This is a genomic window from Enterobacter cloacae complex sp. HYC042_NIDB, assembly GCF_056673315.1.
Genome location: NZ_CP109650.1, coordinates 3779482 through 3800467, shown reverse-complemented (window position 1 = coordinate 3800467; position 20986 = coordinate 3779482). Strand labels below are relative to the sequence as shown.

The following is a 20986-nucleotide window of genomic DNA, read 5'->3' as shown; positions in this document are numbered from 1 at the left end:
TGTATGTAGAATTGAGTCAAAAAGATGCTGCTATCGAACAGTCCCATTTTTTGCAGAAGTGCACTGCATACCCCACCAGTCCATCAATTCTTTTCGATGCTCTAGATAGGTTGAGCGGTTATAGGCTTTTCTAACATCATAACTTTCAATATGAGCTAATGCAGCTTCAATTACATCAGGATTAAATTCTGCTCCATTAATACATGTACTAGCAATTGCCCGTAAACCATGAGCTACTAATTTACCACCATATCCGATTCTCTTTAAAGCAGCATTTGCAGTCTGGCTATTCATCGCTTGCTTTGGATCATTCCTGCTTGGGAAAAGATGTTCACGATGAGCACTGATTGGTTTCATCACTTCCAGAATCTCTAATGCCTGAGGCGATAAGGGAACAATATGCTCACGCTTGGCCTTCATCCGTTAGGCTGGAATCGTCCAGAGCTTTGCATCGAGATCGAACTCTGCCCACCGAGTGCCGGAGGCTTCAGAAGGACGCACAAAGGTCAGAAGTTGCCACTCAGTAAGACAGCGCGTCGAAACAGACAGATTAGACATAATCAAAGAACGCATCAGCTTCGGCAATTCTTCTGGCCGCAGCGTCGGCATATTTTGTTTTTTGGGCTTCTCAAAGGCCATCCAACACCTGATGCTGGATTAGCATCAATGAGGCCAGTGTTTACTGCATAAATCATTATCTCGTTAATCCGCTGCACCAGCCGGCGCACAGTCTCAAGTGCTCCACGTGCTTTTATTGGCTCAAGAGCTTCAACCAGTGTCATGACTTTGATTTGCTGAACGGGGATCTCACCAATGGCAGGGAATACATCTTTCTCCAATGAGCGCCATATGTCTTTTGCGTAATCAGGGGTAACGCTTTTGCTTTTGAGCTGGAACCAGTTAGCGGCGACCGTTGAAAAAATACTGTCCAGTGCGATTTGCTGCTGTTACTCTGCAACTTCAACTTGAATTTGCGGGTCGATTCTGTTAGCTAATAAGGCAAGGTAATCAGCTCTTAACCCTCGGGCATCAGCAAGCGAAAGGGCAGGGAAGGCACCAAGCCCCATCATTGTTCGCTGCTTTGTTACCGGACGTTGATAACGGAAACGCCAGAGCTTTTTCCCGCTGGTTTTAACAATCAGGAAAAGCCCATCGCCATCATGAAGCGTTAGATCCTTTTCTAACGCTTTAGCGCGCAGAACTTCGGTGTTGGTCAGGGGGCGTGTTGTCAGTGCCTCTGAGGCTGCTCCTTCATGAATTTGTATACGCTTTTAGGTGTACATCCTGTCGTATACCTAAACGTATACCAATAATCACCGGATTTAGCCGGATGTTCTCGGACAACAATAGACACAAAAAAGCCCGCAGGGCTTGCGCCGTGCGGGCTCTTAGGACTTCATCGCATGACTCTGGTAATCACCGATGGAGAATTTTGGTGGAGCTGGCGGGAGTTGAACCCGCGTCCGAAATTTCTACATTCTCCACTACAATATGCAAAAACAACAGCATGCGTTTATTTTCAATAAGATACCTAACAGTAGCTGACAAGCTTTAACAGTCCATGACAGGCTGGCTGGACACTATATGGATCTTTAGTATTGTGAAAAAATCACTGCCTCGCTTTTAGAATTTTACCAGCCAGGTCTGCTAAAGCATCCGTTCCGTCCATCACCGAGGGGATTTTATCTTCATTTGGTTGAATTGGGCTAAATATTAGTGATTCAAAGGCTTTCCAGGAATCATTGACTTTATCAGAGTGCGTTTTATCTCTAGTTTCAATATAGTCATATATGAATTCACATAGATTGAGCCTAAGGTCAATTTGAACTAATTGACTTTTAAGTGATTTAACCTCAATATAAAAAAGTCTCATAAAGTAAAAGAATAAAATCTCTAAGCTGATTAGTGGGATGCATTTCACTAAAGTTAATAGGTCAGCATTGTTTAATTTGCGCTGAAAATACCAAAATGAAACAATTGGTAATAAAATTAGAAGACCTACAAATGCCCACATTCTAAGTTGCGCATATTTTACTTCAGAGTTTTTGTTTTTTCTTAATGCAGAGAATGCCTTTGCTAATAATTTAAAATTGCCTTCCCTTTTTACATTCGTTAAACGCTCTTCTAAATCCTTTGCTTCTTGTCGCACAGCATCGAGATATTCAATGCTGTCTCCTGCTAAAGAAATAATATTTTCTACATCGGTTTTTAATTTTTCCCTCTCGATGTTTATATTGCCTGTTAATTTTTTTGCGTCTTGGAAATCTGAAGAAGATATAAATCTTCTATATATATCATAAGGCATGATATCCACAATCCAACTAAAGGCAGGTGTGTATGCGCCGTTTTCTACATTCCATGAAGTATCATTTATATTATCTAAGTAACGGATCTTTTGACTGTCGAAACATATTTTCCCGATAGGTGTGTTAGTGGTATGGATAGATAAATAATACTCCCAAATAAATCTTAGGGAAACGTATAGATGATATTTGCAATCGGTTTTGTAAATTTCTTCATCTATTAAAAAATCACCAACAAACTCGCGTGAGAAATCAGTTCTGCCATCGAATTGCACTGGGTTACTGTAAAATTCCTTTAATTCTTTCCAAGCTGAAACATACATTAAGCTAATAAATTCTGTATCACTAGGATTTCTTTGACTTAATGCTTCCTTAAATTTCTTTTCATGATTTTCAAGTATGTAATCATATGCTTTGTTGAATTTACGTTTTACTAATGAATCTGTAAAGCTAATCATAATACGCACCATTCTGATTTAAGATAAAATTAATCATACATGTTCGAACCGACTTGAAGTATTATTTCCCAGATTCGAAAGTGGATTCTTTTCAACAGCATCTTCTAAATGTGTAGGAGCAAAATGTGCATAAATCATTGTCATTTTTATATCTGAATGACCTAATATCTCTTTTAAAACAAGTATGTTTCCACCGTTCATCATGAAGTGGCTCGCAAAGGAATGGCGTAGCACATGTGTACACTGCCCTTCTGGAAGTTCTATCCCTGCTTTCTCTATAACTCTTTCAAAAGTTTTTCTACATGGAGTAAATAAACGCCCGCGTTTTTTTGGAATTTCATCATAAAGTTCTTTAGAGATTGGAACTGAGCGAACCTTACCACTTTTTGTATTTTTATAAGTTATACGATAAGGAGTTATTTGGGCGCCTTCAAGATTCTCTGCCTCACTCCAACGTGCACCAGTAGCAAGACATATTTTTGAAATTGTCAGAACATCCGGGCTTTTAGATTCTGCTAAATATTGCAGCAGGGTTTTGATCTCATGTTCATAAAGAAAAGAAACCATCTTTTCGTCTACTTTAAAGGTAGGGATACCCGCCACCGGATTTGGAAGAGACCAATGCCCTAATTTTTTTAAAGTACCAAAAACAGCGGATAAGTTACGTTGTTCATGGTTTACGGTTTGTGGCTGGATTGGCATGCAACGACCATTAACATCTGGGATTACTCCTTTCAGACGTCCTTCACGATAGGCACTAAAATCAGCAGCAGTTATGTGTGAGGCTATTGGATTACCCATGCCAGCACAAATACCCTTTAACTTAGACATCATTCGATCTGAATCAGATAGAGTTCTCCCATATAAAGCATGCCATTGCTCTATAAGGTCTGACAGCCTTCTTGTATCCTCCTTTTCACCTAGCCATGGTTTATCTGCAAGTTCATTTGTGATGAATTTCTCATAGGCTAAAGCTTCTCCTTTGGTTGCAAATTTTTTTCTTATGCGTTTTCCTTTTGCACCGTTCGGGCGCAAATCGCAAATCCATTCTCCTTCCTTAGTTTTTCTTACTGTCATTATTCATTAACCAAATATGTTGCAACCACTTTCCCGACTAACGTTACATCAGAAATATCGCAATCTACAGGATATTTTCCCCAATCAATTCGTAGCTTGTTACCTGGAAGCAGTGTTAATTCTTTAATACTTTTCGTGCCTGAATACTCAATCAAATACTTACCATCAGTTGCTTGATGAGAATAGATATCTACAAAGTAGGTTACATTATCATCTTTGATTATTTGTAGTTCTCCAGAGTAGTTCGGCAGCAAAGATTTGTCATAGATGAAGGATGCCTGCCGCATTAACTCATTGTTCGAAATTTTGTAGGCAGGGATTCTTAGGGTATCGCTGGCGAGATGGTCAAATGTAGCCCCCTCGCCAGTAGTTAACCAATAGATTGATGCTCCGGTTTCTAAAGCACATCTCAAGACAAGGTCTGCTGGGAAGTTGTCCCGCATGATCCTTGTACCCAAAGCACTAGGGGACATTTCCAAGTATTGAGCCAATTGAAGCCTGGAAGTGAAACCGTACACCTCGCAGATCCTTGCAACAGCCTCTCTAGCGCCTGTTTTGATATTATATTTTTGCATCTTTGTAGTTCTTAATGGTTGACAAACTACAAACGGCTACATAGGATTCATGGTGTTCGTTTGTAGTTTGTGTATGTGAATAATAGTAGTTCGTTGTTAACCACTGCCACCATCTGCAAATGGTGGTTACTTCAAAGTGAGATTTTGCCTTATGAAAACTACCTCCGCAACCTATTCAGAGAACCGCTGGATACCTATCAAAACTTTCAGTGAGCGTGTTGGTATCAAATTACGTACTGCGCGTTACTGGGTTCACTCGGGAAAAGTAAAAATCAAGCCGAAGGAAAAACCAAAAGAACACGTATATGTAGATTGGTACGCATGGAATGCAGACCGTTAGTAGTTCGTTTTGTCCATTCATCATGATCATTCTGTATATGGAATGGGGTAGGAACAATGTTTGATTACCAAACTTCCAAACATGCTCATTTTGATGCAGCTTGCCGAGCGTTTGCACTGTCCCACAATCTGGAGGATGTGGCAGCTGCCGTTGGTATACGTCCGCAGATCCTCCGTAATAAGTTGAACCCAATTCAACCGCACCGCCTGACCTGTGACGAGTTGCTGGCTATTACCGATTACACCGAAGATGCGCGTTTGCTGGATGGAATGCTGGGGCAGATTAACTGCCTCCCGTCCGTTCCTATCAACAACGCCACTGAAGCCAATATGCAGTTTTGCGCGTTAAGTGCCACCGCCAATGTGGGGGCAATCGCTGGGGAAGCTGTATCAACTGAGCACATGACAGCAGCACGCCGCACACAAATTCTCGATCGTGCTCGTGATGCTATCCGTTCCCTTTCCGTCCTGGCTTTCCTCGTTTGTAATGGGGGGACTGCGTGGGCTCTGGAAGGCACTTACATCGGTAACGAAGATTTACACCGCCACAATCTGGCTGGCGCAGAAGGCCGTGCTTATCTGGAATATTACGCTGGGTGCACTGCGCGGAATACTTCTGGCGGTTAGAATGGCAGCGATTTTGGCCGGGGTTGGTATCAATTTTATGAGCTGGCCTATTCTCCTGATTATTGGTGCTTTAGCTCTGCTTGCCGTTGGTTGCTATCTCCTGATTAAACACTGGGATGCGATCAAAGCTGCGGTAATGAATACGGAAGCCTTTACTACCGTCGCCGCTGTAGTGGAATGGCTGGGGGGGATATTTTCCAGCGTCTGGCAGTATATCAGTGAGGGATGGGATAATTTCATAGCGCTACTCAAGGGCTTTTCCCCCTCTGAGGCATTAAGCGGCATGGCCAGCGGCATCGTATCTATGTTTGATAATGTCTGGAAAACTATTAAAGGGAGTTTCCTGAAGTCATGGAACTGGATTGTCGGGAAGTTAAATAAAATCCCTGGCGTTAATGTTTCTCTGGCGGCGGAGCCACCTCCTGCCATGACGCCAAATGCTCTTTTAACGGGAGGGGAGTTAAAAGGTATTGAACGTGGTGGAATCAGTAAAACCATGAGCAGCAATTCTAAATCTGTGACGGATAACAGCCGGAAAATTGGAACGGTAAATATATACCCGAAAGAAAATATTTCACCGGGACAATTGCAGGAATGGCAGGAGCTAAACCCATGAGTGATTTGCTTTACATCGATCTGCTGATTGAAAACGGTAATTTCGTACTGAATACCGGGAAAGAGCCGGAGCTGTGTAATAACAGAAAAAGTATCGGCCAGGACATTATTCACAGCATTCTGGAAAGCGGACTGGCCACGCAATTAATTGGTGAACGCAGCCCGACTTTACGCGCCGATATTTTCACGCAGCTGGAGCTGCTGATCGAAGAGGATGAACGCATTGTGCCGGGCACGGTGGAAGTCAGCGAAGAAAATCAGAAACGTTTATGGGTAACGGCCAGCACGTACGACTTTGGCGGAATATCGGCACAGGTAGATTTATGACAGAAAAGCCGCAGGTTGATTTTGAAGAGGTGGTGAAGTCCAGCGGGATGCCCGTGACTGAAGAGGCTGTGCGCACCCGTTTTAATGCGATTGCAGATCAGGAAGGGCTCATTACAAACACGTCGCGTATGTCACCGTTCTGGCGACTCATTACCGCGATAGTGACCGCCCCCGTGATGTGGCTTAAGGACGCGCTGGTTTCCGTAGTCATGGTCAATATGTTTGTGGCCACGGCGGGCGGGGAGATGCTGCGCCTTTTGGCCAGGGCGGTGAACGTTACGGCTAAACCCGCCAGCGCGGCGGAAGGGGTGATCCGATTCTTCAAAGAGGATGTAAACCAGGCCGTCACAGTTAAGGCCGGGACGCTCATTCAGACTGAAAGGATTAACGGCAAAATTTACGCCGTGGCAACCGTAGCTGATGTGGTGATCCCGTCCGGTACGGCCAGCGCCTTGCTTGCCGTCAAAGCTACGGGAACAGGCGGCGCGTACAACCTTGCGCCGGGTTATTTTCGCATTTTGCCCGTGGCCGTGGATGGCATCAGCCATGTGGCCAGTGAAGAGGACTGGCTGACAGTACCGGGCGCGGATGAGGAAAGCGATGATGAACTGCGTGAGCGTTGCCGCAATCAGTTCAACCTGGTGGGGAACTACCACACGGATGCAGTTTACCGTTCGATGATTGCCAGCGTGGCGGGGCTGAGTATTGATCGCATCTTCTTTCTTCACGATGCGCCGCGTGGGCCAGGTACGGCGAACGCGTATTTATTGCTGGATAGCGGGGTAACGTCTGAGCCGTTTATTGATGCGGTAAATGACTATATCAACACGCAAGGCCACCACGGCCACGGGGATGATATGCAGTGTTTTGCCATGCCGGAAACCCGGCACGATCTGAGCGTTACGGTTTACGTCAGGAGCCTGAGCAACCTTGAGCCGGAACAGCAGACCACGCTGAAAAAAGGGATTGAAAACCTGATCCGCTGCGCTTTCAGGGAAAACACGGATTACGACGTGAAAAAGACGTGGCCATATTCCCGGTTTTCATTCTCCCAACTGGGGCGGGAGATTCATAAAACCTTCACTGATGCGGATTCGGTTGAGTTTTCACTGAAGGATATTACGAGCGATCTGGGTGTTCCGCGCCTCAACTCTTTGACGGTGGCTCTGCAAGATGACTGATTTTCTGAAGAAGCTGGCCAGCATGGCGCTGCCGTCCTGGATGAATAAGGGCGAGCCGCTGAAATTGCTTAAGACCGCGCGGACGTTCTGGGCGGAGGTGTACGACTGGATAACATGGCCGCTGCGGCAGTTTGATCCGCTGACCTGTATTGAGCCGGTTCTGAATTTAATCGCTTATGACAGGGACATTACCCGCTTTAGCGGCGAACCGTTAAGCCTCTTTCGCAAGCGTGTGGCCTATGCCTTTATCAACGCGCGTGATGCAGGTTCGGTTGAGGGATTTATTAATATTTTCGAGCGGCTGGGGATTGGTTACGTGGAGCTGGTTGAACGCCAGCCGGACATTGACTGGGATGTGATCCTGGTGCGTGTGACTGACAGCCAGATAGCGGATAACACGCAGCTGATGATTCAGATAATCAGGCAGTACGGGCGAACCTGCCGCCGCTATCAGTTTGAAGTGATTACGTCTGAACGCCTGTCTATCCGGGCGGGATGGGATCAGGGGGAATACGTGGTTTATCCGGCACGGCTAAACAGCACGGAAGCCATTGACGCTACTTTTAGCGCGAGTTTATAGGGAGTATTTATGTCACAGACTGCTATCACACTGGCTTTTGAGCAGTGGAAGGCAATCCAGTCCGTCACTGGCGATCCCGTTCTGCTGGATGAATTTGTTTTCGCCAGCGTACCGGGACTGGATGCCACTAAGCCAATTGATCGAAATGAAACGCTGCCGCCAGATGCGCAAATTGTTCACCGTCAGGCGGTAAGCCGTAAGGGCGTTGTTAATGAAAATGCTGTGGTGCACTCCGTTGTGCTGGGCGCTGATGTGGGCGACTTTTCATTTAACTGGATTGGCCTGATTAACAAGGCAAGCAATACGCTGGCCATGATTGTGCACGCGCCATTACAGCAAAAGCTAAAAACGAAAGATGGCCAGCAGGGGAACGTACTTACCCGTTCGTTTCTGATGGAATTTAACGGCGCACAGACTGAAACAGGAATCAACACGCCAGCGGAAACCTGGCAGATTGACTTCACTGCCCGTATGGCCGGGATGGATGAACGCCAGCGCCTGGAAAATATCGACATTTATGGTGCAGCTGCATTTTTCGGTGACGGCTATCTGGTCGGTAAAAATGGTTCTCAGTATTTTGTAACCCCGGGGGTGGGGTATGTGCGCGGGCTGCGCACACAGCTGCTGGCCAGCCAAAATATTGTCGTGACAAACAAGCCGGTAAAGGTCTGGCTGGATGTTGCATGGACGGGGACACTGACAAGCGCCTGGGTGGTGGAAAGTAAAATCACAATTGCCGATGCCCTTGCGGATTATGTGCGGGATGGTGTTCAGCACTTTGTATTTGCAGTGGCCAGCATTGATGCCAGCGGCAACATTACCGATCTGCGCCCAAAAGGAACGCTTGATGAACAGGCCGCCAGTGACGCACTGAAAAAACATGAGCAATCACGTAACCATCCTGATGCAACAACATCAGCCAGGGGGTTTACGCAGTTAAGCAGTGCCACTAACAGCGACTCTGAAACCCTTGCTGCAACCCCGAAAGCAGTAAAAGCCGTCAGCGATAATGTTACGAAACTGGAAAAAAGCCTGGGGACTGCGGCTAAAAAAGACGTTCAGGAAAGCCGCGACGACATCACAGCCGGGCGCGTGCTGGTTAACGGTGGCGCGGTGGCAGTGCGTTCAGTACGCGCAAAAGCGGGTGAAGCGATAGCAGATGCCAGCGCCCTTCCGGCTAACTCTGTGAGCTTCTGTTATGCCGATGCAGCGTTTTCCCCCGGTTATGAAGCGACAATTCTTGATGTCGGTGGCGGCTGGGGGGATTACCGTGTCCAGTACGCCGCGTCGTATGGCGATGGTGGGAAGCGCCTAAAATTCCGCACATTGAACGGCGATAATGGATACTGGGGAAGCTGGACGAACGTTCTGACGAATTACGGTGGAAGCGTAGATTATTTAGACAATGCAAAGTATTTTGCCACCAAAGCGGAATACTGGCAGGGGATCGGCGGTTTTGCACAGCAATACAGTAACGGAACTGCCCCATTTTTTATGCCGGGTTATACCACGCCTAATGGCATGTCGGTGTATCTGCCTATTGTTAAAGGAACAAGCCAAACAAGCGGGCATGGTTATGGTGCATCTGTTAGCTTTGGGATATTGCGAACCGGAAATAATGATTTTGGTTCTGCCGTTATCCATATTCTCGGTGATAGCGGAAACGGTGCAGTATATCAGTTTGGTTATGACGGAACTTTCTATGCCCCCCGTCAAGTAAACGCTGGCACTAACGTCGTCGCTAGTCAGGGGGTTTATGAGTCAGGCGGTGCGGTAAGGGTTTACTCTTCAAATAACCCTCCACCAAACCAGTCAGGGTCAACCACTACCGGAAATAGTTCCGCCTATTATCGCCACGGCAACGGACAAATCTTTATGCAGTGTATTACCGGAGTTTATTCCAATTCGAGCTCTAATCCTGATGTTACGATTTATTTACCTGCATCATTTCCAAATGGGATTCTGGGCATTGGTGGGTCATACAGTGGAGACGGCGGAAATAATCAGTCTACATGGTGGACAGCATCAGCAATAAGTGCAAATGCTTTCAATTTGCACACGCACAACATGAACGGATATTTCTCTTTTGTGGTAACGGGGTATTAATCATGCACAGTCAGTTATTCAGCAATAAGACACGCGGATTTTATCCGATTAAAAGTCTGCGTTATTACAAATCTGTTGATGCGCTTCCTGACGATCTGGTGCGTGTAAGCGATACAGAGCATGAAAAATTTATTGGTGTCGCTCCCGTTAACTGCGTGCCTAACTACAACGTTAAAAGTAAACAGATGGAATGGCTCAGCGTTCCCCCTCCAGCGAAAACTAAAGAGCAACTTATGAAGGAGGCGGAGGAGCGGAAAAACTGGTGTATGAACGATGCCCGCCTGGCAATTGAGCCTCTCAAAGATGCCGTTGACTTAGGTATAGCGACAAAAGAAGAAGAAAATCTCCTGTTAGCCTGGAGAGAATATCGGGTGTCTCTGATGCGGATTGATACATCGCTGGCGCCTGATATTGAATGGCCGGAGGTTCCACAAGGTGTGGCGTGAGGCGCAGATTGCATTCAGCGATTCAGTTGCGGCTTTGAATTGTTCAGTTATCCCGGCTCATCCGTGGATTTACGGGCTGGGACAGCATACAGAAAACGGTGCTTATCTCAGTCCGGTTAATGCGATCACTTATCTGGCTGAAAAACTGGCCGGAACGGGCGGGGCGGCTGATATCGTGATCATGATGGTTTCTGGCCAGACGCATGAAAGCTTTATGGCCAGCCTCAATAAACTTGTGGATGTGTTTCCCAGTCCGGCATTTACCCAGGTGCGGAGGCTGGCGCAGTCCGCCGCGCAGCTGGCTACTGAGAAGATGCTAATCCCGGCAAAATACAGTCAGAGTTTGCCAGCGGCGATCCCGCTTTCGGTGCCTACAAGCCGTACCGCACTGGCTGCTGCTGCGGTGAAGAAAGCCCAGCAGGAAGCCGCAACAGCAGCGGATTTGACGGGGCTAAAAGAGTTGATGGCGGATTTCACACTGCAACGTGAAAGCCTGATTTCTGGCATTGCCAGCGGGTTGGCGGAATTACAGGGCAAAAGCGCCAGGGCATGGGTATTTACCGCCAGCGGCGATCTGCCGTCCACGCTTCTGGAGCTGGTAAAAGGGATTCCGCTTCAGTCCTCCGTGTATACCGCAGCGATGATGCTGGTTGGCGACAATCTCGACGGCATAAAAGGAATGATACATGACATCGAACCCGACACTGGCGCTTAACGGCGAAGCCATTCTGCTGAAGAACATGCGCGTTACGGTTTCCCAGCAATTCCAGGATAAAGACCAGTCCGGCCAGACAAGTGCCACGACAAAATCAGAGCAGGGCATAAAAGGCAAAGAGCTGCGCGTATCAGGGGAAATCCCGTATAAAAATCCGGAGATCCTGCGTCGTATCTTTGAGTTGGGCAGCGCGACGGATGCCAGCGGCCAGCGCCAGAAATACCGTGTAGCGCATGAGGCCGCGCGGGCTGTGAATTTTCGGGAGGCGACTTTCACGGGAACCCTGGACGCGCCGCCGCAGGACGGGCGCATGTCCTGGCTGGTTACGTTCACGCTAACCGAGCATATCAGCGTGCAGGAAAAACGTGAGGCCAGAGCTAGCGGAAAAAACAAAGCCGTGAAACAAACGCCGGGAAGTGGCAGCGGCAAGAACGGAAGTCAGACAGCTGGCGAGGATGAAGAAAAACTGACGTGGTTTGAACGCAAGGTGCTCAAGCCCGTAAATGATGCACTGGGATAAAAATGAAGCCGATTAAACGCCTGTACCTTTCAACGGATGAAATCCACCTGGCTGATGCCAGCCTGGTGCTGGAGCTGAACAGCTGCGGCCGGGGGTTTATTACTGCCGGGACAACGCAGGACTATACGGGGAAACTGGTGCGTCTCGATGTGGGTTATACCGATCTGGTGTTGCGCTGGTTCACCGGGTATGTGGAGCGCTCGCAACCTGCTGAAAATGGTTTCCAGCGGTTGTTTGTTCGTGAGCTGGTCGGTGTGTTTGAACGTCTGTGGCCATGCTCATTCCAGCATCCTACGCTGCGCGATGTAGCCAGCTGGTTGACGGAGCATAGCGGGCTGACAATCAGTGTACCGGATGCAGAGTATTCAGACCGTCCGATCCCACACTTCACCCATAGCGGTACGGGTTATCAGTTGCTGGATAATCTGGGTAAAGCTTTTGGCGTTACGGATTACGTCTGGTACCAGCTGCCGGACGGCGGGGTATATGTAGGCGGCGCGGAAAAAGCCCTGTTTGCTGATCGCCCGATTGAGATCCCCCATGAATTTAACCAGGGGGCGGCTGGCGGGAACTCCATGACGCTTCCCCTGGTGCAGAGCCTGCGCCCCGGCGTGGATCTGAACGGGGAGAGGGTGACAAAAGTCCACCTGCAAAATGACACGATGTCTGTGACATGGACACCGCGCAACCGCTCAACGGGTCAGGCTCTCCAGAAAACGCCCGTGCAGCGCCAGATTGAAAGCCATTATCCGGAGCTGGCTTCCGGGATGCACTTACCAAAATTCGCCCGCGTCATGAATCCCGTTGAAGCGGTGAAAAGCGGCAATTTCTCCGATCCGTTCCGTCCTCGTTATGCGGTTGATGTGCAGCTGTTAGACGCGGACGGCAATCCGGATAAAGACACGCCTGTTTACTCAGCTGTGCCTCTGCCGGTTCCTATGGCGGGTAACGATTCCGGGATGTTCCAGTTTCCCCCTGAAGGGACGCTGGTTGAAATTGCTTTTACTGGCGGAAGGCCGGATAAGCCCTTTGTGCGGCAGACCGTGCCGGAGGGAACCAGCTTACCGGATATCCAGCCTGGTGAGCAGCTGCAACAGCAGCGTGCGGAAGTGTCGCAGCGCGTCACCCAGGCGGGCGACTGGGTGAGGCAGACAGACCAGACTATCAGTGAAACATCTATGGCGCGGATGGTTAAGGCCGATACTGAACAGCGGGAGCTGGTCAGCCGGGAAACTACCATTAAGGCCACGGATACAGTTACGGTGCTGGGCACGTCCACACTGATGGCCGGAGCCATTCAGCAGGTATGTACGGGTGATTACAGCCAGGCAGTGAATAACCGCGTTGCGAGTATCGGCGGCAATGATGAAACGGACATAGCCGGGAGCAAGACAGTCGCCACGGGTAAAGACCTGATTGAGAAAATTGGGCTGATACGTAAAAGCGTGGCGGCCGTTCAGCAGCAGATTATTGCCCCGGTAGTGTGGATTGGCTCTGGCACCATCAACGTGGCACAGCTGATGCTGGACACGCTGGACGTGGTAAAAGAGCTGGCAGATCAAACGGCCGACCACACGCACAGCAATACAGGAGCACCAACCAACGCGGGAGCCATCCGGAGCACCGGAGCTAAAGCGGACACGCTGAACGGCAAATACTCCCCGGTGATTGGCAAATAAGCCGTTTAAGACCTGAGCCCGCGCAAGCGGGTTTTTTTATGCCCTTCATCCCCCGCAGGGCGTCTCTTCTCTATCCTCACAAACAGACTTTGCCACGCGCAATCAGTAGCGCTCTGGCGTGTTCCAGCCTTTCAGGCAGTCAGCGCCATCCTTAAAGTAGATCGTATCCTCAGCAGGGCGCTGGCGCGTCACAGCATGGCAAAAAAAATCTTTCGCAGACAAAAATCGCACTACACCGCACCCGCCTGCGGTTTTTGGATCATAAAAATTTTTCAGTTTTATTTTTCTTCAAACCAGACCGTCAGACCGTGCCAGTGCTGGCGGCTTTGCGGAAAACCGAAACTGAAAACATTGAAAAGAATTTCAGTGTTTTTCAGTTTACTATAGTGTTTGGTATCAATGTCATGGGTTTAAGGTGTTGATATTATTGTCTTTTATATTTTTTAGCCTCTGTGAAGCGTTTTTAGAAACCCCCTTCTCGCAGCTCCGTATGGCTTTGAAGAGCTACCGGAAACTGAAATGTATAAACAAACTGGATTTCAAATTGATTCATTATCTTATAATGTGGAGGAAAGACAACGTGTGACTGATAGGAACAAACATGGATAGCTCTCTTACACTTACTGTTGCACAAAGTGAAGCTTGGCAACACGCAGCATTGATTCTAGCCAAAAAAATAGGAGTAGGTTCCAAAAAATCCAATGCCGAGTTAAAAAGTTTATTATTAAATTTTGGGAGTATACAAAAGCTATATGATTATCACTTTTCAATGATACCACCCGATTCGGATATAGTTTCTAAGCTTGATAAGATATTTTCAAATTTGAAAGTAAATTTTGGAGTGATTAATTGTTTAGACGATAATTATCCAGATTTGCTTCAAGATATTTATGGTGCTCCACCTGTTTTGTATTATCGAGGTGATATTAATATTTTGAAATTACCTCGAAGCATTTCTTTTGTTGGTACAAGGAATCTTGATAATCCTGAACATATTACGCAAGGTTTAAATGCCTTGGAACGGCTTGTAAACGCCGGTTTTCAGGTTATTGTCAGCGGACTTGCAAAAGGTTCGGATACGCTTGGCCATCAAACAGCAATAAAACTTGGAGCAAAAACGATAGCGGTTTTAGGTAACCCTATCAATATTGCCTATCCAGCTGAAAACAAAAACCTTCAAGAATTGATTGCGAAAGATCATCTCGTTTTGAGTGAATATCCGGTTGGTATACTTTCTCAAGGCTCATATTTTGCGAACAGAAATCTCACAACAGTTAGCCTTTCAAGAGAAGGTGTTGTGGTAGCAAGAGCTGGAGATAAAAGTGGAACTCAATATGCGATAAGAACATGTGTTGAACAAAACAAAACTGTTTATGCGTTAGAAAATAATATTCATGAACCAGAATATCAGTGGGTTCATAAGTATAAAAACTCGATTAAAGTTGTTAAGGATAGATAAAGGGAATTTACCATGAATTCAAGAGCTATAATCTTTGACTTAGATGATACAATCTTTGCTACAGAAGAATTTAAACCATACCTCCGAACCGAAATTGGACGAGAAACCATTCCTGGTCTTATTGAACGCGATGAGATTGAAGTGCGAGAAAGGCATCAGGGCGTTGTGGAATACATCAATAAACTGATAAATAGTGGGATTGCTGTCTTTATATTCTCTGACTCTCCCTCGGCTTATTGTTTTGCTATTCTTGATAAAGGTGGTGTCAAAGTAAGTCGAGACAATATTTATTGTAGTCAACATAAACCTACAGTTGATGATAATATTATCTTTACTTCATATCAAGATATTTTGGTGGTTGGTGATAGTCCCAAAGATATATATTTTGCTCATTTAAGAGCTTTCCCCTCTATCTTGCTTGGACGATTGAGCAAAAAATCCTGTGAATATTATAATCGCTGGACAAAGCCAAGTGCTATATGTACAAATCTGGATGAATTGAAATCTGCTGTTGATGACTATCTAAATGGACAGTTGGTTTTCCAGCAACATGATTTTAAAAGAAATTATGATACCGTCGATCCTGATGAATGCGATTTAACAACAATACCATCAGAAAATATAGGGCATGCCTTTGAATATTGGCCAAATTCAGATGACTGGGATGACGTAGAAGAACGAAAAAAAGTTTGGTTTGAAGTAAAGAGATCAATTAAAGTTGCAAAAGAATTAACTCAAAGCCAAATAGAAAATAGTGAAAGAGTTGCATTTTACAATCGAAATAAAACAATCGGATATGGAAAAGCTTTTAAAGCATTGATGTGGGTATCATTCCAGGAGTTTGTAAAATGGGCGAAAAAAGAGAAGCTAACTGGGAAAATATATTTGGTTCCTACACCACCCTCAGTTCCGATGGAATGTAATAAATCATTTCCGATGCTAATTTTGGCTGAATGGTGGTCAAAGTATGCTTATTTTGCGCGGAAAAAGGGTGAGATAAACTTTATTCTTGAACATTTTTACATCGTTGAACGCTTTTTGCCAACGCCTCCAGCTCATATGTCAAATGGAAGGAGAGAGGTTAGGCCCCATCTGGAGACATTAGGTACTTATAAGAAAATCAAAAAAAATGATGGAACGGCTGTAATAATTTTAGATGATATAGTTACCTCTGGAACTCAAATGAATGCTGTTGCAACACTACTAACCGAAGTTGGAATTTTTAAAAATGAGATTCCTTTTTACGGATACGCCTTTGCTCGAACAACACGTCCAGGTGCAGATGTCTCCGAACTGTTGAGGCTATTTAGCGCATCTGAAATTGCTGGATCGTGAGTAACTATCCTACAGGCATTATGTCATGTTGCCCACTCTCACGCTTTGTCGAATGGACTCATTCGGTCGAGGAGGCTGCTTATTCTCCTCAACCAAACACAATGACTCTGTCGCCATTTCGTCGCCGTTGGTGATTGATGTTTTACATATGTTGTTGATTTTTAATGTTTTAAATTCCAGGCAACAAAAAACCCATTTACGGCTAAGTAGATGGGTTTAGCGAAGATTAGAAATCTTCGATGTCTCCGGGTTTCACGTAAGGTCGACTTCCAGCAAGCGCCTCAACACATGCAAAGAGTGCGTCCTCCGCCCCACCTCTTTCTCTAATCGTATCTTCTTTTACGAATAGTTTTTCTTTATGCATTTGCAAAATCGCTTCGTCAACGAACGTGTATAGGTCTTGGCCTGTGCGATGCAGTTCAGTGAGCAACGCTTTTAGAGCCAGTTCGGTTTGGTATTTTGTGGCCATCTGCATTTCATCCTTAAGCTTGGTGGACGTAAAGTGGACATGGACAAAAAAAAGGGGTTACGCTTTCACGTAACCCCTTGTTTTAATTGGTGGAGCTGGCGGGAGTTGAACCCGCGTCCGAAATTTCTACATCCTCGGTACTACATGCTTAGTTTGTCTTTACATTCGCACGCCAGCTGCGGACAGACACGCCACTAACGAACTAGCCTGATTAGTTTTAACGCTTCAACCCCAGGCAGGGCTTCCACGCGATCTCTTTTGGGTTTGACCTCTCTTTGATCCCCGTCTTAAGAGCGGAAGCTAGGGAGAGAGGGCTCAGAGCAGGTTATTAAGCTGCTAAAGCGTAGTTTTCGTCGTTTGCGACTATTTTTTTGCGGCTTTTAACGAGGCAAACCGCCCCTCGGCATGCACCTTGGGTTTCGCAAATCCCGTCGAATCCAGAATCAGCCCCAATAGTGTTGAACTAAGTATACCAGATTTCACTTCCTGGATACCAGCCCGGAACGCTAACTTATTGAATAGTACAATAAGTGTGCAGAATCAACGTCCTGCGTTTTTCATAATGCGCGCTTTATCCAACTGCCACTCGCGTTCTTTCAGGTCAGTACGTTTGTCGTGCTGTTTTTTACCTTTCGCGACGCCAACTTTTACTTTGCACCAGGCATTTTTCCAGTACAACGACAGGGCGACTACGGTGAAACCTTCACGGTTGATGCGTCCGTAGAGGGATTCCAGCTCACGCTTGTTCAGCAGTAGCTTACGGGTGCGCGTTGGGTCACATACGTAGTGCGACGAGGCGACGGTCAGTGGCGTAAAGTTCGCGCCGAACAGGAAGGCTTCGCCATCTTTAAGGATCACGTAGCTGTCGCCGATGTTAGCTTTCCCGGCGCGCAGCGATTTTACTTCCCAGCCCTGCAACGCAAGGCCAGCTTCGAATTCTTCTTCAATGAAATACTCGTGGCGAGCACGCTTGTTGAGCGCAATGGTCGCCGAGCCTGGTTTATGTGCTTTTTTCTTCGTCATAAGTGTCGTAAAGCCGTCGGTAATCTGATTTCAAAAAGTCACCTCATTGCGTCCTGTGAGGTCTAACGCGCTATCTTAGCATGAGATGAGGCTTAGCGTTTTTTTAACAGGTGATAAATGTTATTATTTGTCCGTTGTGTGACCATGGAAAATGCTATGCCTCAGATTAGCCGTACTGCGCTCGTTCCTTACAGCGCGGAACAAATGTATCAGTTAGTGAACGATGTTCAGTCTTATCCAGAGTTTATCCCGGGATGTACCGGGAGCCGCGTTCTGGAGTCTGGCCCGACGCAGATGACTGCGGCGGTGGATGTCTCCAAAGCGGGGATCAGCAAGACGTTCACCACCCGCAATACGCTGACTAACAATCAGAGTATTTTGATGCATCTGGTGGATGGTCCATTTAAAACCCTGATGGGTGGCTGGAAGTTTACGCCACTGAGCGCTGACGCCTGCCGCATTGAGTTCCATCTGGACTTTGAGTTCACCAATAAGCTAATTGAGCTGGCGTTTGGCCGCATCTTTAAAGAGCTGGCGTCAAATATGGTTCAGGCGTTTACCACCCGCGCCAAAGAGGTTTACAGTGTCGCATAAGATTGCTGTAGAGGTGGTCTACGCGCTGCCGGAGAAGCAGTATCTGCAGCGCGTGACGCTGGAAGAGGGGGCGACCGTTGAGGCGGCTATCCGCGTGTCCGGCATCCTTGAGCTTCGCAGAGATATCGACCTGGCGAAAAATAAGGTCGGGATTTACAGCCGTCCGGTGAAGCTGGGCGATGTGCTGAGGGAGGGCGACCGGGTCGAGATTTATCGTCCGCTGATTGCCGATCCGAAAGAGCTGCGTCGTCAGCGTGCGGAGAAGGCGGGTAAGTAGCGCTTCTTCCCCTCACCCTGTTCCTCTTCCCAAAGGGGGGAAGGGATAAAGAAAAACAAAAAAGGTGCTCGTTGAGCACCTTTTTGCATTTCTGGCTTCTGATTATTTTGTCAGGGCAGGTTTGTTGTCGATGTTGGTCAACACACCGGCGCTGCTGAAGGTCAGCGTCAGGGTCTGCTGGGTCACGCTTTCGTGGCCAGGCTGCTGACGGAATACATAGAACCAGGTGTTAGTGCCGAACGGATCGGTCATCATCGGGGTTCCCAGTGCATAAGCGACCTGCTGTTGTGTCATCCCCACGCGGATTTTGGACACATCGTTAGGGGTAAGGTAGTTCCCCTGGTTGATGTCAGGACGGTAAACCACTTTCTCCAGAGTGGAACAGCCTGCGGTCAACATCAGAAGAACCGCTGCGGCAGCGGTCAGCATTTTACAACGCATAGTGATTTGATTCCTTTTCGGGCCCGAGCAGAACGCGGCTCATATGTAATATGCCGATGATAATAGACCTTGCCCCACTTTGAAACCGGTCTGGCGGCGTTTTTGTTGTTCTGTATGACCCTGAGATCCCGAAAAAGTTTATGCCGCCAGCAGTTCTTTCGCGTTCGCGAGCGTATTACGCGTGACTTCACTGCCGCCGAGCAGTCGTGCCAGCTCCTGCAGACGCGCGCGTTTATCCAGCGGCTTCATGTGCGTTTCGGTCATTTCGCCGTCGGTTTCTTTACTGACAATAAAGTGATGATGACCACAGCCCGCGACCTGCGGCAGGTGGGTGACACACATCACCTGCGTTGACTCACCTAGCTGGCGCAGCAGTTTACCCACCACTGCCGCCGTTGGGCCACTGATGCCGACATCCACTTCATCGAAAATCAGCGCCGGGGTTTCCATTTTACGTGCGGTAATCACCTGAATCGCCAGCGCAATACGCGACAGTTCACCGCCGGATGCCACTTTGGAGATTGCCTGCAGCGGCTGCCCCGGGTTGGTGGTGACGCGGAACTCGATGCGATCCGCCCCTTCTGCCGTCAGGTGGTTCTCTTCAAAACGGACATCAATAGTGAATACACCGTGCGGCATCGCCAGCGTGTGCATGCTGTCGGTGATGTGCTGGCTTAGCTCCTGAGCGTAATGTTGACGGATCTCATGCAGTTTTTTCGCCGTGGTCAGCGCCTGCTGATGATGCAGGTTCACGGCCAGAGAGAGGGTTTCCTGCGAATCCGCCTGATCGTCAAGCTGCTGCTGTTCTTCGAGCAGAGACTGATAATAGCCTGGTAGTTCTTCCGGCGTGACATGGTGCTTGCGCGCCAGTGAAATCTGACGAGAAAGGCGCTGCTCCAGCTCAAACAGGCGGTTCGGGTCGAGGTCCAGCCGTTCACAATAATGACGCAGTTCGTCACTGGCTTCTGAGATTTGAATCGCGGCCTCTTCCAGCATATCCAGTACGCCAGAAAGTTTACTGTCCATGCCGGCCAGTTCGGTGACCAGTTGACGGACATTGTACAGCTGGCTCTGCAGGTTAACGTCTTCGCCATCTGCCAGCATGTTGAGGGCATTCTGGCTGGTTGAGAGCAGGTGGCCGCTGTTGGCGAGGCGCTTGTACTCTTCGTCAATTTGTTCAAACTCACCCGCCTGCGGGTTGAATTCGTTCAGCTCTTTAAGCTGGTACGCCAGCAGCTCCGCACGCGCGGCGCGCTCCTGGCTTTGCTGCTGGTGCTGGGCGAGCTCGCGGCAGCTTTGATGCCACTGGCGGTAGTGCTCCGCCATAAGTTGAGTAAGCGCGTACTCACCCGCATAGCCATCAAGCAGGGCTTTCTGCTGTTCTGGTTTGACGAGTTGCTGATGCGCATGCTGACCGTGGATCTGGATAAGCAGCTGGCCGAGTTCGCGGAGCTGGGAGAGCGGGACTGCCGTGCCGTTGATAAAGCCTCGGGAGCGCCCGTCGCTGCTGATCACGCGGCGAAGTAAACACTCTCGTCCATCTTCGAGCTGATTTTGTTCCAGCCAGCGCAGGGCTGCAGGGGTATCTTTCAGGGAGAAACGTGCGCAAAGATCGGCACGGTTTGCGCCCATGCGCACCATGTCGCCTTCTGCACGGCCGCCAAGGCACAAGCCGAGGGCATCAATGGCAATGGATTTACCCGCACCGGTTTCGCCGGTGATCGCCGTCATGCCGCTGTGGAAATCGATCTCAAGCTCACGAACAATGGCAAAGTTGCTGATGGTCAGTTGTGCCAGCATAATTGTTTTCCTGTATGAAAAACCATAACTGTGTTTTCAT

19 protein-coding genes, 1 other RNA gene and 3 pseudogenes are annotated in these 20986 nt (G+C 47.8%); 14 read left to right on the top strand and 9 right to left on the bottom strand.

The window, feature by feature from the left end; translation table 11 throughout:
• Window positions 1-30 precede the first annotated feature (30 nt).
• The 4 genes and pseudogenes from OKF39_RS18160 to OKF39_RS18145 all read right to left on the bottom strand — a co-directional run bounded on the left by OKF39_RS18160 (window position 31) and on the right by OKF39_RS18145 (window position 4413).
• Window positions 31-1259 (bottom strand): annotated as a pseudogene (locus OKF39_RS18160) (integrase domain-containing protein).
• Between the two features lie 350 nt (window positions 1260-1609).
• Window positions 1610-2761, bottom strand: a complete 1152-nt coding sequence (locus OKF39_RS18155; protein ID WP_479983222.1) for a hypothetical protein — start codon at window positions 2759-2761, stop codon at window positions 1610-1612.
• 33 nt (window positions 2762-2794) lie between these two features.
• Window positions 2795-3838, bottom strand: a complete 1044-nt coding sequence (locus OKF39_RS18150) for a phage integrase (protein WP_368982214.1) — start codon at window positions 3836-3838, stop codon at window positions 2795-2797.
• A complete protein-coding gene (locus OKF39_RS18145) occupies window positions 3838-4413 on the bottom strand; it encodes a phage repressor protein CI (RefSeq protein ID WP_121424459.1) in 576 nt (191 codons plus the stop codon). The genes OKF39_RS18150 and OKF39_RS18145 overlap by 1 nt, the downstream gene beginning before the upstream one ends.
• Window positions 4414-4809: 396 nt before the next feature.
• On the opposite strand from OKF39_RS18145, the pseudogene OKF39_RS18140 reads away from it, so the two are divergent.
• The 12 genes and pseudogenes from OKF39_RS18140 to OKF39_RS18085 all read left to right on the top strand — a co-directional run.
• Window positions 4810-5235, top strand: a pseudogene (locus OKF39_RS18140) (phage regulatory CII family protein); the annotation flags it as partial.
• Window positions 5225-5995: pseudogene (locus tag OKF39_RS18135) on the top strand (phage tail tape measure protein); the annotation flags it as partial. The pseudogenes OKF39_RS18140 and OKF39_RS18135, both read left to right, overlap by 11 nt.
• Complete coding sequence (locus OKF39_RS18130; protein ID WP_063929746.1) at window positions 5992-6321, top strand: DUF2590 family protein; 330 nt, start codon at window positions 5992-5994, stop codon at window positions 6319-6321. The pseudogene OKF39_RS18135 and the gene OKF39_RS18130, both read left to right, overlap by 4 nt.
• Window positions 6318-7502, top strand: coding sequence for a baseplate J/gp47 family protein (locus OKF39_RS18125; RefSeq protein WP_479983221.1), 1185 nt, complete (start codon window positions 6318-6320; stop codon window positions 7500-7502). Before OKF39_RS18130 ends, OKF39_RS18125 begins: the two co-directional genes overlap by 4 nt.
• Window positions 7495-8082, top strand: a complete 588-nt coding sequence (locus OKF39_RS18120) for a hypothetical protein (RefSeq protein WP_414455945.1) — start codon at window positions 7495-7497, stop codon at window positions 8080-8082. Before OKF39_RS18125 ends, OKF39_RS18120 begins: the two co-directional genes overlap by 8 nt.
• A gap of 9 nt (window positions 8083-8091) precedes the next feature.
• Window positions 8092-10188 carry a phage tail-collar fiber domain-containing protein gene (locus tag OKF39_RS18115; protein ID WP_479983220.1) on the top strand — a complete coding sequence of 699 codons (2097 nt, stop codon included), beginning with the start codon at window positions 8092-8094 and terminating at the stop codon, window positions 10186-10188.
• Window positions 10189-10190: 2 nt separating this feature from the next.
• Window positions 10191-10634 carry a tail fiber assembly protein gene (locus tag OKF39_RS18110; protein WP_479983219.1) on the top strand — a complete coding sequence of 148 codons (444 nt, stop codon included), beginning with the start codon at window positions 10191-10193 and terminating at the stop codon, window positions 10632-10634.
• Window positions 10624-11349, top strand: coding sequence for a hypothetical protein (locus OKF39_RS18105; protein ID WP_368982213.1), 726 nt, complete (start codon window positions 10624-10626; stop codon window positions 11347-11349). Before OKF39_RS18110 ends, OKF39_RS18105 begins: the two co-directional genes overlap by 11 nt.
• Entirely contained in the window at window positions 11321-11869 is a 549-nt protein-coding gene (locus OKF39_RS18100) for a baseplate complex protein (RefSeq protein WP_368982212.1), read from the top strand. Before OKF39_RS18105 ends, OKF39_RS18100 begins: the two co-directional genes overlap by 29 nt.
• A gap of 2 nt (window positions 11870-11871) precedes the next feature.
• Window positions 11872-13548 carry a hypothetical protein gene (locus OKF39_RS18095; RefSeq protein ID WP_368982211.1) on the top strand — a complete coding sequence of 559 codons (1677 nt, stop codon included), beginning with the start codon at window positions 11872-11874 and terminating at the stop codon, window positions 13546-13548.
• Window positions 13549-14149: 601 nt separating this feature from the next.
• Complete coding sequence (locus OKF39_RS18090; protein ID WP_071884855.1) at window positions 14150-15007, top strand: DNA-processing protein DprA; 858 nt, start codon at window positions 14150-14152, stop codon at window positions 15005-15007.
• A 12-nt stretch (window positions 15008-15019) separates the two neighbouring features.
• A complete protein-coding gene (locus OKF39_RS18085; RefSeq protein WP_039263455.1) occupies window positions 15020-16342 on the top strand; it encodes a hypothetical protein in 1323 nt (440 codons plus the stop codon).
• Between the two features lie 226 nt (window positions 16343-16568).
• On the opposite strand, the gene OKF39_RS18080 is transcribed toward OKF39_RS18085, so the two are convergent.
• From OKF39_RS18080 to smpB, 3 genes are all read right to left on the bottom strand, one after another.
• Window positions 16569-16811, bottom strand: coding sequence for a hypothetical protein (locus tag OKF39_RS18080; protein WP_039263488.1), 243 nt, complete (start codon window positions 16809-16811; stop codon window positions 16569-16571).
• Window positions 16812-16898: 87 nt separating this feature from the next.
• Window positions 16899-17262: a transfer-messenger RNA gene (gene ssrA / locus OKF39_RS18075) on the bottom strand.
• Window positions 17263-17351: 89 nt separating this feature from the next.
• Complete coding sequence (smpB, locus tag OKF39_RS18070) at window positions 17352-17834, bottom strand: SsrA-binding protein SmpB (protein WP_008502505.1); 483 nt, start codon at window positions 17832-17834, stop codon at window positions 17352-17354.
• A 156-nt stretch (window positions 17835-17990) separates the two neighbouring features.
• Between smpB and OKF39_RS18065 the strand changes: the two genes are divergently transcribed.
• Together OKF39_RS18065 and OKF39_RS18060 are read left to right on the top strand one after the other, a co-directional pair.
• Window positions 17991-18428, top strand: a complete 438-nt coding sequence (locus tag OKF39_RS18065; RefSeq protein ID WP_008502504.1) for a type II toxin-antitoxin system RatA family toxin — start codon at window positions 17991-17993, stop codon at window positions 18426-18428.
• Window positions 18418-18705 (top strand): RnfH family protein, encoded by a 288-nt coding sequence (locus OKF39_RS18060; RefSeq protein ID WP_150144926.1) that lies wholly within the window; start codon window positions 18418-18420, stop codon window positions 18703-18705. The genes OKF39_RS18065 and OKF39_RS18060 overlap by 11 nt, the downstream gene beginning before the upstream one ends.
• A gap of 102 nt (window positions 18706-18807) precedes the next feature.
• Here the strand turns inward: OKF39_RS18060 and bamE are convergent, their stop codons facing one another.
• Both bamE and recN read right to left on the bottom strand, forming a co-directional pair.
• A complete protein-coding gene (gene bamE / locus OKF39_RS18055; RefSeq protein ID WP_028014132.1) occupies window positions 18808-19146 on the bottom strand; it encodes an outer membrane protein assembly factor BamE in 339 nt (112 codons plus the stop codon).
• Between the two features lie 138 nt (window positions 19147-19284).
• On the bottom strand, window positions 19285-20946 hold the full coding sequence (recN, locus tag OKF39_RS18050; protein ID WP_048957964.1) for a DNA repair protein RecN: 1662 nt from the start codon (window positions 20944-20946) through the stop codon (window positions 19285-19287).
• Between the last annotated feature and the right edge of the window lie 40 nt (window positions 20947-20986).

What these genes read in the sequence shown, in the direction of transcription:
- smpB (WP_008502505.1), bottom strand. Translation starts at nt 17,834, where the DNA reads ATGACGAAGAAAAAAGCACATAAACCAGGCTCGGCGACCATTGCGCTC.
- OKF39_RS18110 (WP_479983219.1), top strand. Translation starts at nt 10,191, where the DNA reads ATGCACAGTCAGTTATTCAGCAATAAGACACGCGGATTTTATCCGATT.
- OKF39_RS18115 (WP_479983220.1), top strand. Translation starts at nt 8,092, where the DNA reads ATGTCACAGACTGCTATCACACTGGCTTTTGAGCAGTGGAAGGCAATC.
- bamE (WP_028014132.1), bottom strand. Translation starts at nt 19,146, where the DNA reads ATGCGTTGTAAAATGCTGACCGCTGCCGCAGCGGTTCTTCTGATGTTG.
- OKF39_RS18150 (WP_368982214.1), bottom strand. Translation starts at nt 3,838, where the DNA reads ATGACAGTAAGAAAAACTAAGGAAGGAGAATGGATTTGCGATTTGCGC.
- OKF39_RS18080 (WP_039263488.1), bottom strand. Translation starts at nt 16,811, where the DNA reads ATGGCCACAAAATACCAAACCGAACTGGCTCTAAAAGCGTTGCTCACT.
- recN (WP_048957964.1), bottom strand. Translation starts at nt 20,946, where the DNA reads ATGCTGGCACAACTGACCATCAGCAACTTTGCCATTGTTCGTGAGCTT.
- OKF39_RS18120 (WP_414455945.1), top strand. Translation starts at nt 7,495, where the DNA reads ATGACTGATTTTCTGAAGAAGCTGGCCAGCATGGCGCTGCCGTCCTGG.
- OKF39_RS18130 (WP_063929746.1), top strand. Translation starts at nt 5,992, where the DNA reads ATGAGTGATTTGCTTTACATCGATCTGCTGATTGAAAACGGTAATTTC.
- OKF39_RS18145 (WP_121424459.1), bottom strand. Translation starts at nt 4,413, where the DNA reads ATGCAAAAATATAATATCAAAACAGGCGCTAGAGAGGCTGTTGCAAGG.
- OKF39_RS18065 (WP_008502504.1), top strand. Translation starts at nt 17,991, where the DNA reads ATGCCTCAGATTAGCCGTACTGCGCTCGTTCCTTACAGCGCGGAACAA.
- OKF39_RS18095 (WP_368982211.1), top strand. Translation starts at nt 11,872, where the DNA reads ATGAAGCCGATTAAACGCCTGTACCTTTCAACGGATGAAATCCACCTG.
- OKF39_RS18100 (WP_368982212.1), top strand. Translation starts at nt 11,321, where the DNA reads ATGACATCGAACCCGACACTGGCGCTTAACGGCGAAGCCATTCTGCTG.
- OKF39_RS18085 (WP_039263455.1), top strand. Translation starts at nt 15,020, where the DNA reads ATGAATTCAAGAGCTATAATCTTTGACTTAGATGATACAATCTTTGCT.
- OKF39_RS18155 (WP_479983222.1), bottom strand. Translation starts at nt 2,761, where the DNA reads ATGATTAGCTTTACAGATTCATTAGTAAAACGTAAATTCAACAAAGCA.
- OKF39_RS18090 (WP_071884855.1), top strand. Translation starts at nt 14,150, where the DNA reads ATGGATAGCTCTCTTACACTTACTGTTGCACAAAGTGAAGCTTGGCAA.
- OKF39_RS18125 (WP_479983221.1), top strand. Translation starts at nt 6,318, where the DNA reads ATGACAGAAAAGCCGCAGGTTGATTTTGAAGAGGTGGTGAAGTCCAGC.